At 44.8% G+C, this 18,216-nt stretch carries 9 protein-coding genes; 8 read left to right on the top strand and 1 reads right to left on the bottom strand.

The genetic code is table 11. The features are described from left to right. Positions 1 to 5: 5 nt before the first annotated feature. Positions 6 to 2,735, bottom strand: coding sequence for a hypothetical protein (locus tag OQY15_RS20045; RefSeq protein ID WP_265793733.1), 2,730 nt, complete (start codon positions 2,733 to 2,735; stop codon positions 6 to 8). Between the two features lie 172 nt (positions 2,736 to 2,907). Between OQY15_RS20045 and OQY15_RS20040 the strand changes: the two genes are divergently transcribed. The 8 genes from OQY15_RS20040 to OQY15_RS20005 all read left to right on the top strand — a co-directional run bounded on the left by OQY15_RS20040 (position 2,908) and on the right by OQY15_RS20005 (position 18,045). Continuing rightward, positions 2,908 to 4,329: a sialate O-acetylesterase gene (locus tag OQY15_RS20040; protein WP_265793732.1), complete on the top strand. Its 1,422-nt coding sequence runs from the start codon at positions 2,908 to 2,910 to the stop codon at positions 4,327 to 4,329. Positions 4,330 to 4,334: 5 nt separating this feature from the next. Beyond that, positions 4,335 to 6,638 carry a DUF5703 domain-containing protein gene (locus OQY15_RS20035; protein ID WP_265793730.1) on the top strand — a complete coding sequence of 768 codons (2,304 nt, stop codon included), beginning with the start codon at positions 4,335 to 4,337 and terminating at the stop codon, positions 6,636 to 6,638. Between the two features lie 51 nt (positions 6,639 to 6,689). Then, entirely contained in the window at positions 6,690 to 7,280 is a 591-nt protein-coding gene (locus tag OQY15_RS20030; protein WP_265793729.1) for a sigma-70 family RNA polymerase sigma factor, read from the top strand. 52 nt (positions 7,281 to 7,332) lie between these two features. After that, on the top strand, positions 7,333 to 8,331 hold the full coding sequence (locus tag OQY15_RS20025) for a FecR domain-containing protein (protein ID WP_265793728.1): 999 nt from the start codon (positions 7,333 to 7,335) through the stop codon (positions 8,329 to 8,331). Positions 8,332 to 8,543: 212 nt separating this feature from the next. Further along, entirely contained in the window at positions 8,544 to 11,666 is a 3,123-nt protein-coding gene (locus OQY15_RS20020) for a carboxypeptidase regulatory-like domain-containing protein (protein WP_265793725.1), read from the top strand. A 17-nt stretch (positions 11,667 to 11,683) separates the two neighbouring features. Beyond that, the gene (locus tag OQY15_RS20015) at positions 11,684 to 14,194 is read left to right on the top strand and encodes a phospholipase C, phosphocholine-specific (protein ID WP_322973396.1); all 2,511 of its coding nucleotides are present in this window, start codon (positions 11,684 to 11,686) and stop codon (positions 14,192 to 14,194) included. Positions 14,195 to 14,217: 23 nt separating this feature from the next. Next, on the top strand, positions 14,218 to 17,520 hold the full coding sequence (locus OQY15_RS20010) for a carboxypeptidase regulatory-like domain-containing protein (protein WP_265793724.1): 3,303 nt from the start codon (positions 14,218 to 14,220) through the stop codon (positions 17,518 to 17,520). Positions 17,521 to 17,610: 90 nt separating this feature from the next. Then, entirely contained in the window at positions 17,611 to 18,045 is a 435-nt protein-coding gene (locus OQY15_RS20005; RefSeq protein WP_265793723.1) for a DUF2007 domain-containing protein, read from the top strand. The last annotated feature ends 171 nt before the right edge of the window (positions 18,046 to 18,216 follow it).

Here is an 18,216-nt window from a genome sequence, read left to right as displayed (position 1 = left end):
CGTATTTATTCAAACAACCAGTCAATATCCTTGCTCTTCCCGTCCAGTCCAGCATTGTAAATGCGGAGATGTTCCTGCTCATCAATAAACCCGAGAATAGCGCAGGCACCTTTAGCTAAGGTAAGCGTTTGTGTTCCTGCCGGGAAAGAATAGGTATGTATGTTGGCAATAGGGAAACCATTCAGCATTAGCGCATTAGACAATTTTGCTTCGGCCTGCCCGTAGTTATTGGCAGAGGCATCAGTTTCCAGCTCAGGTGCTGCGAGGTAGGATTGATTTTTCTCATTGAAATAGGCAACCAGCACTTTTACAGGTTTCGTTGATTTAAATTGCAGCGACGTTCCCTTTTGTATCTGTTCAGCCTTGTTCATCAGGATTCCTTTTAAGCCAGATAATTCAGGCGCAAACGCGGTGATGGCAGCAGTAGTATCAGCAAAAACAGATACTCCTTTTTTAAGCGTATAGCTGCTGGTATTTGGGTTCATGATCTTCACCTCTGCATTTGTAAAGGACTTTACCGCCACTGCCTGCTGAGCTCCCGGAGCACGCAGGGAGTCGATATGTCTTTTGAAATTTGCCAGTTCCTTCTCATATACCGGCAGCATCTCCGTCCAGTGGATAAAAGTCTTGTCTACCCCACGCATAGGGATTTTCCGTTGTTTGGTCTGCATGCTGTTCGCATACAGGTAAGTATCTTTTGTGAGCTCCGTCAATTTTGCATAATGTTTCACGCTGTTTTCCAGTAAAGGAACCGCCTGATCCAGATCGCCCAGTTCTCCGGAATATTTATAACGCAGGATCAGCAGTGATGCTTTAACTTTTTCAGCATAAAAGGCCGCCATTTCCTTATAACAATACATATCATTACGTACCCGCTCAAACTCTTCCTTATTTTTAGTGGCAAAAGGAGCGGCCTGCTCTATCGCTTCTATTGCCTGGTCACCATGGGCAACCACTTCCGCAGCTACCTGTACAGGGGTTTCCCCTATATGTTTTTCTTCCTTCCAGTCCTTCTCTGCATATTCAATGATCATCTCACCTTCGGGAGCTTCAGATTCATACAATAGCGTAAACAAACCATAACGGAAAGGGTTGATCAGCTGCGTCATCAGCATACCCAGCGTAAGCGTCTGCCTGTTGCCATCGGTAATACCATATCTGCGCAGCAGTTTCGGAGAGATCTCCCCGGATTCTTCATAAGCCTTCATGATCTCCTTTCCGTGATCAGCATTCATCCCGAATTTTTCCCCCAGCTGATCTCCCCAGTAGTTCAATTCCTCAGCCCTGTTGCGGTCCGCCTTCCAGGCATAACGTGCCCATTCTTTATACCAAAGCCAGTCGCGCTCCACCTGAAAGATTCGCCCTTTATTTTTGTCTGCGGTATAAGGCCAGTCCCAGTATGATGCCTGCGGATACAGGTGCAAGCCGTTTGCATGATACACCTGATGCATCGCCTGCACAGATTTCTGGATAAAGTCTGCCGATCCGTAACGGAAAGGCTCGAGGTTAGCCAGGATATGTACGTTTTCAATATGTACGGTTCCTATCGCGCTCAGCTTGCGGTGCAGCTCTGCCCAGCTGCCGCGGGGAGTATAAGTTGTCAGTGCCTCACCGTTGAATTTGGCTTCAGTATATAAATTTTTATAGAGTGGCAATGCGGCTTTCATCACCCTTGGTGCATCGGTATCATGTGCACGCAGAACTATGGGCGGTTCATCTGTTCTTCCTAATGCTTTCAGTCCATCTTTTACACCGGGAATAATCGTTTTTGTAAACCAGTCCACATCATCCTGCCCCACTCCTTCCATGGCTTCGCCCAGTGCCACCAGCAGACCAACGTTAGGGTATTTCTCTACAAAAGCAGCAATGGATTTTTGTGTGTAATCAGCAATCAGGGGAATAATGGGCCGGTTTCTGTCCTGCGTTTTCAGCTGATGTTTTTCAGCAAAAGGTTTCGGAATCAAGATATTGTAGAACATCTGGATCACCCAGATCCCACGTTTATCTGCTTCTACAGTCAGGAACTTATAGATTTCTTCATTCTTTTTGAAAGTAGCCTCATCCACTTCAAGGGCATAGGGATAATCTTTGAGTTTTACGAGTGATGAAAAAGGATGTCCATTCCAGAGGTACAAGGAGTTATATCGGTTTTCAGCCAGCATATCCAGGTATTCCAGCCATAGTTTTTTATCATAGAACCAGGGAAACGTACTTTCTGTATAGGGATATTCATAAACATCCCTCCCTGGCAGGTAATCTGATTTCTGCAATCCGATACAGGTACCTCTTAATACCATTTCCGGCTGATCGGTCATCTTCAGATTTTCAGGGATCTTTCCATTGTTCTTTATTTGCGATGCCAGTTCCAAACATCCGTACAGAACGCCGGAGTCATCCATACCTGCTACAATTAGTTTTTGGCCAACTGTAGTAATGGAAAAACCTTCCTTATGGGTGTTTGCCGGAGCAGTAGTGTTTTTAAGTAATGCATGGCCAGACTTCCCGATAATGATACTGAAATTCGCTTTTTTTGGTACTGAAGACGATGATACCGTAACCTGATAATTCGCTTTCTTTAATGCCGAGGCCAGCTGATCAATCCCGTATTTTATCCTGGGGCTGGCAGTGGCAGGGTAAACCAGCGAAATTTGCTGTACTGGAAATGCGGCCGCAAGGCTGATACCGGGGATGTATAAAATAAAAAATAGCAGGATCGGGCTGAGTATTCTGTTCATACAATTATTTGGCATTATTGGGGCGAATTCAAATATCCTCCCATAATTTGCTATTCATTTATAGTATTTTCACAAAATCATATACAATGTTGTCAAAAACTTCAGATCCTATAACTGCTTTGTTAAATTCATACCATTATTTAACCATTTATAAATAGCGTACATGAACAAAATGAAAATTTTCATTTCCCTGTTTTTGCTCCTTTGCCTTCAGTCGCTGACTAACGCCCAGACTAAACTGGCATCCATTTTTACCGATAACATGTTACTCCAGCAGAAAGAAGCAGTCAACATCTGGGGTTGGGATAAAGCAGGACAGAAAATCGTAATCAGAACTTCATGGAACCAGCAAACCTATACCGGTATCACTACTGCCGAAGGTAAATGGATGATCAAAATCAATACTCCGGTAGCCAGCAAAAAGAACTACGAAATTACGGTGAGTAATGGCAAAACGATTACCCTAAAAAATATCCTCATCGGCGAAGTATGGCTCTGCACAGGTCAATCCAATATGGAAATGCCGCTAAAGGGATTCAAAGGACAACCAATTTTAGGTTCCAATGATCTGATCCTGAAATCTGTAAATCCCTATATCCGCCTGTACACCGTACCGCGGTCATCCATCACTACAGAACAGGAAAACAGTAAGCCTTCGGCCTGGAAAGTGGCAGGGGCCGAAGCAGTAGCAAACTTTAGTGCTACAGGATATATTTTTGGCAAACTGCTCAATGAGATGCTGGATATTCCTGTAGGATTGGTCAATGTAAGTTATGGCGGATCTTCTGCCCAGGCATGGATGTCAGCATCCACTTTAAAAGCTTTCCCTTCAATACAGGTGCCGGCCGAAAAAGATACCATCAAGCTGGTAAGCAGGACTCCAACCACTTTATACAATGGCATGATCCACCCGGTTGCAGGCTTTGCGGTAAAAGGAGCGATCTACTACCAGGGAGAATCCAACTACGAGGATCCCGACCTGTATGAAAAACTGTTTCCGGCACTGGTAAAACAATGGCGTACAGAATGGAAAAAGGACTTCCCTTTTTACTATGCACAGATCGCACCGTACAATTACAAACAACTGCCGCCGAATTTGGAGGGTGCAAAATACAATTCTGCCTATTTACGTGATGCCCAGCGGAAATCTCTGGCACAAATTCCAGGCTCAGCTATGGCGGTGCTGATGGATATAGGGGAAGAGAAAAGTATCCACCCGATGAATAAAGAAGCCGGAGGAAAAAGACTGGCATTGCTGGCATTGTCAGAAACATACGGATTGAAGGGCTTTGGCGCAGAAAGTCCGTCCTACGAATCTAACGACATCAAAGGCAGCAGCATTACGGTAAAATTTGCACATGCTGCTAACGGACTGACCACCTTTGGCAAGGAGTTGACGCAGTTTGAAATCGCCGGGGCAGACAAAGTGTTCCATCCCGCAAAAGCTGTCATCAAAGCTGAAGCTGTAGTGCTTTCTGCACCAGAAGTAAGCAATCCTGTAGCTGTCAGGTATGCATTCAGGGATTTTGTGCAGGGACAACTGTACAATACCGAAGGACTGCCGGCCTCCTCATTTCGCACTGATAACTGGTAACAGGAATGCGGACATCAATTTTCAGAGGTATCTTCTCCCTGCTGCTGCTGACAGTGCTTTTATCGGCCAGAGGTCAAAGCATCAGTGATTATAACCCGGTCTGGACTACCCAGAGCAGTACCTCTGCATCGTCAATGCCTTGCGGAGGGGGCGATATCGGTCTGAATGTTTGGGTGGAAAAGGGCGAGATGTTTTTCTACATCGCGCGTAGCGGAACTTTCGACGAGAACAATGCCTTGCTGAAACTGGGACGGATACGTGTTACGCTAAGCCCCAATCCCTTTGAGGGCAAGACCTTCAGACAGGAACTAGTATTGAAAGATGGGTATGTCAATATTCAGGCTACCAAAGGAGATTTATCTGTTGACATTAAACTTCATGCAGATGTATTTCAACCGCTGATACAACTGGAACTGAAAAGCAGCAAGGCTCTAAAGGCCACTTTTGCCTATGAGAACTGGCGCAACAGCGACCGCTCCATCAGCGGGAAAGAAAATAACAGCAACTCCTGGAAATGGGCTCCTCAGGGAGATGTAAAAACATTCAGGGATGGGGTCTCTTTTGCTGGCAACAGCATTTTATTTTACCACCGTAATCTTGAAAACACGGTTTTTGATGCCACAGTAAAACAGCAGGGGCTGGAAAGTATCAAAGACTCGCTTACTAATCCATTAAAGAATCTCACTTTCGGAGGCCTGATGCAAGGTCATGGTTTAATACCAGCGGGAACTGATGAAGGTCAATACCTGAATACAGCCTTTCGCAGCTGGAAACTGACCACAGCAGGGCCATCGCAACATGTCAAAATGCAGGTGTTTTTGCACACTGCGCAGACTCCGACTCTTAAAGCCTGGCAAGAACAGCTGAACTTTGCTGCCCTGCGTATCGATAAAAAAGCGGGATTGAAAACCAGGAAATGGTGGAATGATTTCTGGGACAGAAGTTTTATCCATATCGGTGCTCCTCATGATTCGCCGGAATGGCAGATTGCCAGAAACTACCAGCTGTTCCGCTACATGCTGGGCTGTAATGCCTATGGCAAGCTCCCTACCAAGTTCAATGGAGGGTTATTTACTTATGACCCTGTGGGTGTCGACTCCAGTTATGCTTACACGCCCGATTTCCGCAACTGGGGAGGTGGTACGCACACCGCACAGAACCAGCGGCTGGTTTACTGGCCGATGCTCAAAAGTGGCGATACGGAGCTAATGAAACCACAGTTCGATTTTTACCTGGATGCCCTGAACAATGCCACCCACAGGACACGCTTTTACTGGAATCATGAAGGGGCATCGTTTACAGAACAGCTGGAAAACTTCGGACTGCCCAATCCCGCAGAATATGGATGGAAGCGCCCCGCAGATTATGATAAAGGAATGGAGTACAATGCCTGGCTGGAATATGAATGGGATACAGCCCTGGAATTTTGTATGATGATCCTGGAAACTCAACGTTATGGTGATAAGGATATCAGCTCCTACCTTCCGCTGATCGAGAACTGCCTTACTTTCTTTAATGCTCACTACCAGCACCTTGCCCGTCAACGGGGAAGCAAGGTGCTGGATGCACAGGGACATTTGGTTTTGTATCCGGGTTCGGCGGCTGAGACATATAAAATGGCCTACAATGCAAATTCTACCATTGCAGCATTAAAGACCGTTCTGAGCCGGATGCTGGAACTTCCCGATGCGCTGATGAATGCGGAAAAGAAAAAACGATGGTCAGCGATGCTGAAAACTATCCCGCCGCTGAGCTTCCGTGAGACTGGCGGACATCCTGTGATCGCTGCCGCTGTTCACTGGGAGAGGATCAATAATACCGAAAGTCCGCAGCTTTATCCTGTATTTCCATGGAGACTCTATGGTGTCGGGAAGCAGGGGCTGGATACTGCCCGTAACACCTACCTGTATGATCCTGATGTGCTCCGCTTCAGAAGTCATATCGGCTGGAAACAGGATAATATCTTTGCTGCAAGGCTGGGGCTTACAGAAGAAGCCAAAAGGCTGATATTGTTAAAGATGAAAGACTCAGGCCGCAGGTTCCCCAGCTTCTGGGGACCAGGGTACGATTGGGTACCGGATCACAACTGGGGTGGATCAGGAATGATTGGTATGCAGGAAATGCTGATGCAAACCGATGGCCGGAAGATCCTGCTTTTCCCGGCATGGCCCAAAGAATGGGACACACATTTCAAACTGCACGCCCCCTATCAAACTACGGTTGAAGCAGTTCTCCGCAAGGGAAAATTGGAAAGCTTGAAGGTGATACCTGAAAGCAGAAGGAAGGATGTGGTTAACATGCTCCATTAACAGATAGCTTAACATTCCCTTAATACCTCTTTACTAATTTTATCCCCGTCAATGAAAGAGGAAAGATCAGATAGAGAGTTAGCAAAGGAAATCCGCTCAGGGAGTGAAAACGCTTTTGAGACGGTTTTTTCACGTTACTGGAAACCTCTGTATGCCTTTGTTTTCAGGCTGATCAATGATGAAGATCTTACAAAGGATATTCTGCAAAACACCTTTCTTGAAATATGGAAACGAAAGGAATCGCTTTTCGCCACAGACTCTTTGATGCCGCTATTGGTTAAAATAGCTAAAAATGAGGTCATCACTCTGTTCCGGAGAGACAAAGTCAGACTCGCGGGGGATGAAATCCTGATTCGGAATTTACAACAGATCGCTTCGGCAGAAGAACACCTGATAGCAACCGAACTACAAGGCGAAATTGATAGAGAACTCACAAAAATGCCATTGAATATGCGCCAGTGTTTTCATCTCAGCAAATATGAAAACCGCTCTGTGAAAGAGATTGCTGCGGAGCTGATGCTTTCTGAGCAGACAGTAAAAAACAATATCTCCGAAGCGCTGAAACGTTTGAAACTGGCGCTACTCGTCAGTAATTCCGGTTACCTTGCACTTGTTGTCCCCCTGGTGATAAACTTAACCTAAGTTTAATTTAGATTTAAAGTACTTTTTGGGCTTTCATGCGCTTTGTGTATGAATGAACAGTAAACACCATAACTTTTTAAATGAGAAGCTCGCCCAGTATCAGAATGATGAACTGAGCCGGGAAGAAAGGGATATGATCGACCAGTGGTTTGATCAACATTTTACTGCCGCTACTACGGAATTGCCGGCAGATGACGATACTTCAGAACAACTACGGCTCGAATTACTGAACCGGGTAAAAATTTATACGGCATCGGAAAGAAAAATCTTCCGGCTACCCTACCGCTGGATTGGTATTGCATGCTCACTGCTATTAGTTGTAGGAATTGCATTCCTGTTTCAAGGCCAGCTACAGCATGACCAGCATACGAGGGATTCAGCCACACAGACCTACCATACGGCTGAAGGAAAAATTCAGAAAATCACCCTGAATGATGGTACAGAAATTTGGATGAATGCCGCCACGACAATCAGGATTGCATCTGATTTCAGCAGCTCTGCATCGAGGAGGGTATACCTGGATCAGGGCGAGGCATTCTTCAAAGTGAAAAGAGATACGTTAAGACCTTTCAGTATCGCTACAAAAAAGATGTTAACAACAGTTCTCGGCACCTCATTTAATATCAAAGCATACCCTGATGCACAAATTTACCAGGTGGCAGTGAACACTGGCAAGGTAAAGGTGGCTCAAAAGGGCAAGCAATCCTGGAATGTTTTGAGCAAAGGCCTGGTTAAGGGCGAAGTATTAACCTACCATACCAACTCAGGTAAGACAGAAATTGAATCGCGCAATACAGTTCTGATCAGCAACTGGAAGACAGACCGTTCGATTTATGCTGATGGACTGACGATGACACAAATCGGCGCGGAAATTTCCAGACAGTATGCCATTACAGTTCAGGTCGCAGCGGGAGTTAATGACAACAAAAAATATCACCTGACACTGCCCCATCAGGATTTGAAGACTGTGCTACAGCACCTGGCCAGGGCTACAGGTATCAACTACCAGCTTACCAATTCTCAATTAATAATTAATCCTGCTATAGAATGATGAGATAGAAAAACAAGACACAAAAAAGCCGAAAGTGTTCCCGCACTTCCGGCTTCAGTCAGCGCTGAAGCAGCCCTGGCTAATTCAAATTAATCCCGAAAAATTAATCTAAGAAATTAAATATGCGATATTATTACCACTTAACAAGAAAAATAGAAAAAAATTATCAGTTTTTAACAAAAATTAACTTCCTGACTATCATTATTATCTTATTGATATTGATTCAGCCTGCTCATGCTCAGTCGACAGATGCTTCGGTTACCGGAAAAGTAACAGATGAAAAAGGTGCAGCAGTGCCGGGTGCTTCTGTAGTCTTAAGAAATGAGTCTAACGGTTTCCGCGCCGTAACAACTACCAATAAAGACGGATTGTATAATCTCATCCAGCTGCCATTAGGACGGCCTTATACCATTACCGTCACCTTCATCGGGTTTCCAAAACAAGTGAAGGGCGACTTATCCCTCAACCAGGGAGACAACATTGTTGCCAATTTCCGCCTGACAGAAGGTAACACAGAATTGAAAGAGGTAAATATCAGCGCAAACGGGCTAACCAAACGAATCGACCGCTTTGGTGCCAGTACAGCTATTACCGCACAGAATATTCAGCAGCTACCCACACAGAACAGGAATTTCAATAACCTTTCCGCTCTCGCCCCTACAACCAATGGAACCAACATCAGTGGTCAGCGTGCTTCCTCTACCAACTACCTCATTGATGGTGCCAGTGCAAGGAATAATCTCACCTCCGGTGCTATTGGAAGTGGTCCTTATTCCCTGTCCCTGGAGGCCATACGTGAGTTTGAAGTGGCTACAAACGTATATGATACCTACAGAGGACGCGAAGGTGGCGGTACGGTAAGTGCGGTAACGAAATCAGGTACCAATACGCTCACAGGATCTGTTTTCGACTACTATCGCTCAGATTTTCTGGCCAGCCCCAATGATATCCGCGGAAATAAACGCGAGCAGAAATTTACGACCAACCAGTACGGTTTTAGTTTAGGTGGCGCAATCATTAAGGATAAATTGCATTTCTTCACTGCCCTGGATCGTCAGGATGAAAGTATGCCATTCCAGATTGCGGATATCCGTGATGATGCAGATGCGATCAGCCTCGGTATCAGCAAAGGTGCTTTGGATAGCGTAGTCAATATCGGAAGGGCAAAATATGGCCTCGGCAGCGGTCCGCAGGTAGGTGAGTTTAAAAGAAAAACTTTGGCAAATACTTTCTTTGCACGTATCGACTGGCAGATCAATGACAAAAACAGGTTAACCATAAGAAATAACTATAGCGACTGGAATAACCCTGTCAGTAACAGTGATAATTCCAACATCAATCTTTTTGAAGTATGGGGCGACTTTAAATCAAAAGAGAACAGTACTCTTGTTTCCCTGCGCTCTCAGATCAAACCAAATTTCCTGAACGAGCTTAAAGTGCAGTGGCAAACTGCTACGAGGGATTATGTACCAAACAGTGAGTTACCGGCAGCTAATATTCCAAGGGCAATCGTGACGGTGAGATCTACTTTGCCAAACGGAACTGTAGGAAACAGAACGGTACAACTGGGCGGACAGCGCTATTTCCCTGAAAACAATAAAGAAAACCAGCTGCAACTCGTGAATACTTCTTACTATACCAGTGGAAAATACAAATTCACATTCGGTACGGATAACACGCTGACGTATATGGACACTTATATTTCAAGTGAACAAAATGGCCGTTTTATCTTTAATAGTCTTTCAGAGTTTGACAATCTTAATGCATCCCGTTATGTAAGGGAAGCTCCGCTTGCCGGTAAGCCTGCGGTACAACAGTACATCCTCAATGCTTCCTTATTCGGGCAGGTGGAATTTGATGTAGCGACCAATATCAATGCGATGTTCGGCTTACGTTATGATGTCACCAGTTTCCTCTCACAGGCAGATTATAATCCGGTAGTAGACCGTACACTTGGATTAAGAACAGACAGCAAGATTACTGATGCCGGCAAGATCCAGCCAAGGGTTCAGTTCACCTGGGATCTCAACGGGGAGAAAAAAGATATCATCCGCCTGGGTGCCGGCTTATTCTCTTCTTACCCTGTAAACTACGCACAGGTCAACAATATTCAGAACAGTGGAACGATGGTAGGCTCTATTGATGTTTCCCGCCCGGCAACGGGAACCAGCCTGGTACCTGTACCAAATTTTCCGGCCTACAGGGCTGATCCAGGCACAGCACCCGGAATTATTGCAGGGGTACCCTATGTATCTACCATCAACCTGAATGATCCAAACCTGAAGATGCCATCCATCTTTAAGACGAACCTGAGCTACAATAAGATTATCGGCGATCAGCTGCGACTGGGTGTAAACTTCCTTTATTCCTATACAAAAAACAACTATGTATACCTGGACAGAAATCTGGTAGACAATCCTTATTTCACCCTGGCAAACGAGGAAAACCGCTCTGTGTTTGTGCCGGCAAGTTCAATTACTGCTTCGGGTACGACAAACAATGTGCTGGGCAGGAAAACGAATGAAGTGGGCCGTGTGCTGATGCTCACCAATGGGGCTACGCTACGCCAGGCTGCAGTGATTGTTGATGCAAGCTACCGCTATCTAGGAGACGGTTATCTTAACGTTAGTTATACATTAAATGACGCTAAAGATAACAGCTCTTATAATGGGAACGTGGCAAATACCTCTACCTTTAGACCTGTGAAATCTGATCCGCGCGACCTGTCTGCTGTCGACTATTCCGATAACCAGTACAGGAATAAACTGGTGGTATATGGAAGTACGCCAAGCTGGAAAGGCTTCTCTGCCAGTGCAACTTTCAGGGGTATTGGTGGTACACGCTATTCGATGACTGTAGATGCGGATATTAATGGCGACTTTGTGGGTGGTCCGGGGAATGATAACGACCTGGCCTCTGTTTTCGATCCAAACAGTCCTACAATCAGCGCTGCAAACAAGGCTTCAATGGAAAAGATTTTAAATAACCCTGATAACAGGTCGAAGAAATACATCCTGGAAAGTCTGGGCAAAATTGCCAGAAGGAATGGTGGTGTAAACCCTTTCTCGGGAACATTCGATATCAGGGTACAAAAAGAATTCAAAACTTATAAAACGCAAAGACTGACGCTGAGCTTTGACGCATTTAACTTTGCAAACCTGCTGAACAAAAAATGGGGCGTAAACTATAACCTGGGCGACCAAAGTCTGCTTTTCGTAACAAGATTTGACCAGGCCAGACAGCAATACGAATACCGTATCAATGAAAACGTAGGTGTAACACAACCAAATGGTACACCATATCAGATTCAGCTTGGTGCGAGGTATTCATTTTAAACAATAAGACATATTTAATGATGGATTCACGCAGAGATTTTATAAAAAAAGCAGCCCTCCTCTCCGGAGGCGCTGCTGTGATCAACACATTACCACCAGTAATACAAAAGGCAATGGCCATTGATCCTGCTGTAGGAAGTACGTTTTATGATGCGGAACATGTGGTTTTCCTGATGCAGGAAAATCGTTCTTTTGATCATGAACTGGGTACTTTACAGGGGGTAAGGGGATTTAATGACCCAAGGGCGATCGATTTGCCAAACAAGAATAAAGTGTGGCTGCAATCAAACAAGGAGGGTGAAACTTATGCGCCCTTTCACCTGAATATCAAAGAAACGAAAATCGCATGGATGGGTTCTATCCCTCATAACTGGACGGATCAGACCGATGCACGTAACGGCGGAAAATATGACCGGTGGCTGGATGTAAAAAAGCCTTATAAAACTACTTACGCTCATATGCCGCTAACTGTTGGCTATTGTAAACGGGAGGATTTTCCATTTTATTATTCCCTGGCAGATGCATTCACGGTGTGCGACCAGAACTTTTGCTCAGTGATCGCCGGCACTCACCCTAACCGCTATTACTGGATGACAGGAACAGTGCGTGAAGAAAATAGTGCCAGTGGAATGGCCCATTTATGGAACATCAGCAATTACGATAAACCCACGCTTAACTGGAAAACTTATCCTGAGCGCCTGGAAGAACAAGGCATTGCCTGGAAGGTCTATCAGAATGAACTGACGATGGGCTTTGGCCTCAATGGGGAGTCCAGCTCCTGGTTAAGTAATTTCGGTACCAACGTACTCGAATATTTTGAACAGTATAATGTGAGGCTTCATCCGGGTGGTATCGCAAACCTGCAGGAAAAGAAAAAAGCCCTGCTTGCACAGCTTGCAGAAGCTCCTCAGGAAAACCTGACGGAAGAGCAGGAAAAGAAACTTGCGGCATTAAAAAAACTTTTACTGAAGACAGAAGAAGAAGAAAAGATATATACAGCTGACGCACACAATGCTTTGTCTGACAAGGCTAAAAATCTAAATGCCAAAGCTTTCGGAATTAACTCCAATGATCCTGACTTTCATACACTCAGCCCGCTGACTTACGATGATAAAGGAACTGAACGTGAGCTCAATATTCCCAAAGGTGACATCCTGCACCAATTTCGCCAGGACGTAAATAATGGTAAACTGCCAACGGTATCATGGTTAATGACACCCGCTAATTTTTCTGACCATCCCGGCGTACCCTGGTTTGGCTCCTGGTTTGTGAGTGAGGTGATCGAAATCCTGACAAAGAACCCTGAGGTTTGGAAAAAAACGGTATTCGTTTTAACCTATGATGAAAACGATGGATACTTTGACCATGTCCCTCCTTTTGTAACACCACATCCTGATAAAGAACATGCAGGTAAGGTTTCTGCGGGACTGGATGTGAGTCTTGATTTTGCCAGGAAAGATCATCAGACCAACCCCTCTATGAAGGAAGCTAATTTCCGCGACAGTCAGATCGGACTAGGGTTCCGTGTGCCAATGGTCATTGTTTCCCCATGGACACGCGGAGGTTATGTTTGCTCCGAAGTTTTTGACCATACATCCTCTCTGCAGTTCCTGGAAACTTTCATTGAGAAAAAATTCAATAAGAAAATTACTGAAGAGAACATCAGCCCCTGGAGAAGAAGTATCTGTGGTGATTTAACATCAGCATTCAGACCCTATAACGGCGAAAAAATAGCGCAACCTGAATTTTTAGAAAAAACTCCCTTTATGGAACGGATTTATTCTGCTAAATTCAAGGAGGTGCCTGATAACTACAAAACATTATCCGCTGCAGAAATTGAACAGATCAACAAGCATCCTGAATCTTCGCCTTTATTTCCTCAGCAGGAGAAAGGTATCAGGTCGGCGACAGCATTGCCTTACGAATTGTATGTAAATGGCATTGCTCAAAAAGGCAAATTCAGGATCAGTTTCAGCGCCTCAGATAAAAGATTTGGGAAAAAGGCTTCAGGCTCCCCTTTTACGGTCTACGCGATGAACCCTTATCAGGGAGAAGTATTGCGCGTATGGGATTATACGGTTGCCGCAGGTGATACACTGGAAGATGAATGGCAGATTGCTGATTTTGCAGAAGGAAAATACCATTTGAGAGTATATGGGCCTAATGGTTTCTTCAGAGAGTTTATAGGCGATCAGCAACACCCGCAGCTCAGCCTTACCTGCAGTTACGAACAGGATGCCAGTAAACCACTGAAACTAAGTGGCAATGTGATTCTGACTGTGAGCAATTTTTCTTCGGCGGCTCAGGAGCTGGAGATCAGCGATCTGAGTTATAAAACAGGCTCTAAAACAATAAAAGTTCCTGCCAATGGGAAGGCCAGCACTCTACTTAAATTGGATAAAAGTTTCAACTGGTATGACTTCAGCGCGAAGGCCAGGGGTAACGACGCCTTTCAGGAAAGATTTGCAGGTCGGGTAGAAACCGGAGCAGTTACGAAAACCGATCCTTTAATGGGTAGAATGGTTTAGGCTGCAAAAATCCAGTAAATGATATGAAACTGCCATGGGCTTTATTATTGCTTATTTTGAGCTGTTTGCTCATGGTGGTTTCCATCTCAACAACTGCCCAGACCACGAAGACAAGTATGTCAGGCAAAGTGAGTACTGAAGGTGCTGAGAAACTATCGGGAGCTTCTATTGTGCTGACGCAGCTCAACACCAGAACAGTATATGGCTGTGTTACCAATTCTTCAGGTTTATATTTCCTGCCAGACCTGAATCCGGGAGGACCTTATTTACTGGAATTACGTAGCCTGGGTTTTCAGCCCTATCGTTATTCAGGTCTATACCTTAAACTTGATGAGCCGCTGATTTTCAACATTACGGTACAGAGCCATACGATCTCCCTTCCGGAGTTCCAGGTAAAAAGTGCTGCAAAGGAGCTTCTGGTATCAGAAAAAAGAGGGCCTATGTTTCATATCGGACATCCTGAGATTGACATGCTTCCCACCATCAAACGTGGGATAGGCGATTTCCTACGTTTAAATCCCATCGCCTTTGGTGCTGCAGTTGCAGGGGGAAATTACAGGCAGAATTTTATTACTATCGATGGGTCAGAGTTCAATAACAACTTCGGCGTTGGCGAGAATCTACCCGGCAATGGGGCGCAGCCAGTTTCCCTGGATGCTATCGCTGAAATATCAGTCAATGTAGCACCTTACCATTCGATCTGGGAATCGGGTTTTATTGGCAGCGCTGTTAATATTGTCACCCGCTCCGGAGGTAATCAAGTCGCCGGATCAGCGTACAGGTATTTTCATAGCGAAGAACATAACGGACATCGCGTGGGTGTAGAAACATTTCCAAAAAGATCCAACGACTACCATGTAGAAGGTTTCAGGATTGGAGGCCCGGCAATCAGAAACAAATTGTTTTATTTTTTCAGTTTTGAACAGGAAAGGGAAAGCTATTCGCCACAGGTTTTCAGGGCCGCTACAACTGCCGCCCCTTACGGAAGTGCTGCAAATATAGCGCGGCCCACAACATCGGAACTGGATGAAATCAGCAGATTTCTAAATGATACTTATGGGTATCAGACAGGTGCCTACCAGGATTATACATTTGAAAATCAAAGCCGCAAGGTGCTGGCGCGGCTTGACTGGAACATCGCAGCAAACAATACGTTCAGCATCCGGTATAACCAGCTGAACAGCAGCAAACCTGAATTACTTAATGGATCCAGAAGCCCGCTGATTCCCTATGCCAATGCTTTTGGCCGGAATACCATCAATGCACTTGCTTTCAGCAACTCCAACTTTAGTACACAATCAGATTTTCAGTCGCTCGCTGCAGAATGGAACAGCAAAGTGACGCAAAGGCTAACCAATACGTTGAGAAGCTCTTATACCCGCCAATACGAACCCAGGACATCGCAGAGCCAACTATTTCCATTTGTAGATATCTTAAAAGACGGACAGCCTTTTACGTCCTTTGGTTATGAGCCTTTTACCTATGGTAATAAAAGAGAAGTAAATGTGCTTTCTCTGACAGATTACATCAACTGGAACCAGGGCAGAACAAATAATGTGGCAGGTTTCCAGATAGATTACAGCAAAACACGGAATAGCTTTATGCCATTTGGCACGGGATATTATACCTATGCCTCCTGGGAGGATTTCGCTACGAATAAGAAACCACTGGACTATGCGCTGACCTATCCCCTGAATAACGTATCTGAACCCTCAGAATTTAGTTTCAATTATGTAAATTTCTCTGCTTATTTCCAGCAAAGCAGGGTGCTGTCCGACCGACTGAATATCACTGCCGGATTACGATCCGATATCCAGTTATATCCTGAGCCCCTCGCAGAAAATGAAGTACTGGCTAACCTTACTTTTGCCGGAGGACAACATCTCCATACTTCGAAACTACCAAAGCCCACGCTCTTATTGTCGCCCAGGCTGGCTTTAAGATATGACCTCAATAGCAGCAAAACAATGCGCTTGAGAGGGGGAACAGGAATTTTTACCGGCCGCATTCCCTATGTATGGATCATTGCTCAGGCACGTTACTCGGGTTTATACCAGATTACTCAGGCCTGGCAGGGACAGCAGAATACACCTTCCATCTTTGATCCATCACAACCACAGCAAAACACGCCCCTGTCAGGAAATGGGAATGCATTGCCCTCAGTAGTTAGCCTCATTTCCCGTGATTTTAAAATGCCGCAAAGCTGGAAATCAAGTGCGGCAATTGACATCATTCTTCCCGCAGGTTTTAATGCCACGGTTGAAGGGATTTTTAACAGAGATATCCGCGGGGTAGCTTTTAAAAATGTAAACCTCATTGAACCTGTTCCATTAAATATCCCCGGATATCCGGATAACAGATTAGTTTATCCGGCTGGAAATGCTGAAAAGTACATCAATCCGCTCAATGGCTCTGGCATCGCTGAACCGGGAGGCAGCTCTCCATTAAATGCAGTGATGGTTTATAATTCCTCCAAAGGTTATTATTTAGCACTGATGTCGCAGCTGGAGAAAAAAATGAAAAACTTTTCTTTTTCACTAGCTTACAGCCGCAGCACTGCAAAAAGCTATAATGACGGCGATGGAGATCAGACGCTTTCTGCACTGAATGCAACAGCATCTGTAAATGGCATTAATGATGCTGAACTGGGATATGCAGGATATGTGGTACCCAACAGGATAGTTTCTACTTTACGCTACAGCCTCCATTATGCAAAAAAACTAAAATTGAATATCGGGCTGGTTTACCAGGGGTCGAATGAAGGCAGGTTCTCGTACACATACAGCCGGGATTTCATACGGGATGGGACCAATAAATCTTTAATCTATGTTCCTGCTCATCCTTCAGAAATACAATTTTCGCCACTAAATGTGATGGTAAATAATAAGCTGAGGATAATCAGTGCTGAAGAGCAAAGCCAGGCTTTCTTTCAGTATATTGAACAGGATGTATATCTGCGGACACGAAAGGGCAAATATGCGGAACGCAATGGTGCGCTCCTGCCCTGGCGTCATCAGTTTGATCTGCGCCTGAGTCATGATCTGGCAATCGGCATCGGAAAAAAGATCCATACACTTCAGCTCAGCTGTGATATTCTCAATGCAGGCAATCTGCTTAACCCTAACTGGGGCCTGAGAAAAGTGGTTAACGCAGGCGCGATTCTTCAGCCTGTAAATCTGGAGTCCGTTAAAGCAGGAGGAAACGTTGTTCCGGCATTTCAGATGGCTGCAGTTGGGGATAAACTGGTTACAGAAACTTTTAGAAATGATGTAAGTATAGCTTCTACCTACCAGGTTCAGTTTGGGTTGAGGTATTTGTTTAATTAGGGATGTTTCTACTTGCTGTTAATTTTCGCGTGAAATTTTGATTTTTTAGTCCAACATAATAAGTTAGCATCTTGTCTTAATATTCTCCTCATGAACGATAAGATAATCTGGTACAGAACCTTTTACGATTCAACCGAAGCTCACATCATCAGAGCTAAACTGGAAGACAGTGGCTTTCACTGCTTCCTTGCAGATGAGAACATTTCCACAATACAGCCTTTATACAATCAGGCTGTTGGTGGAGTAAAACTAATGGTATTCGAAAGAGATATTCCTCAAATCGAGCTATTGCTATCAGAAGAAAACAATGAAGCAGGGATTGCCGCTGAGTATAAAATTGACTCAGCGAAAAATGAATCAGACAAGTGTTGTGAAAAATGCGGTTCAGCAAACGTAGGATTTGGCCCGCCGACTAAAGGTGCTTACAGCTGGGTAGTCACTCTTATTTCAATCGCTCTTTCGATATTTCCTTTTAGACTTAGAAGGTGTTATCACTGTTTTGACTGTGGACATGAATTTCATTAGTGACGGGCATCAGAGCTTCAATTGAGAGAAATTTAGACTTTATTTATCGATTAAGCCAGCGTGTAACTTTTTGACAAAGTCCAGGTCTACTTCCGCTATTTCCGCGGCAAGCTCGTCTGTAAAACCTTTCCTGATCAGGTTTTCCACCACAACCTGACTCTTCTTAGTTTC

It is taken from the genome of Pedobacter sp. MC2016-15, assembly GCF_026239695.1.
GTDB lineage: Bacteria > Bacteroidota > Bacteroidia > Sphingobacteriales > Sphingobacteriaceae > Pedobacter.
Note: the sequence above shows the minus strand (reverse complement) of the source record. Positions and strands in the feature narration are given on the sequence as shown.

Excerpts from the sequence above, each read along its gene's own strand:
- OQY15_RS20045 (WP_265793733.1), bottom strand. The coding sequence starts at position 2,735 with ATGAACAGAATACTCAGCCCGATCCTGCTATTTTTTATTTTATACATC.
- OQY15_RS20040 (WP_265793732.1), top strand. The coding sequence starts at position 2,908 with ATGAAAATTTTCATTTCCCTGTTTTTGCTCCTTTGCCTTCAGTCGCTG.
- OQY15_RS20035 (WP_265793730.1), top strand. The coding sequence starts at position 4,335 with ATGCGGACATCAATTTTCAGAGGTATCTTCTCCCTGCTGCTGCTGACA.
- OQY15_RS20030 (WP_265793729.1), top strand. The coding sequence starts at position 6,690 with ATGAAAGAGGAAAGATCAGATAGAGAGTTAGCAAAGGAAATCCGCTCA.
- OQY15_RS20025 (WP_265793728.1), top strand. The coding sequence starts at position 7,333 with ATGAACAGTAAACACCATAACTTTTTAAATGAGAAGCTCGCCCAGTAT.
- OQY15_RS20015 (WP_322973396.1), top strand. The coding sequence starts at position 11,684 with ATGATGGATTCACGCAGAGATTTTATAAAAAAAGCAGCCCTCCTCTCC.
- OQY15_RS20010 (WP_265793724.1), top strand. The coding sequence starts at position 14,218 with ATGAAACTGCCATGGGCTTTATTATTGCTTATTTTGAGCTGTTTGCTC.
- OQY15_RS20005 (WP_265793723.1), top strand. The coding sequence starts at position 17,611 with ATGAACGATAAGATAATCTGGTACAGAACCTTTTACGATTCAACCGAA.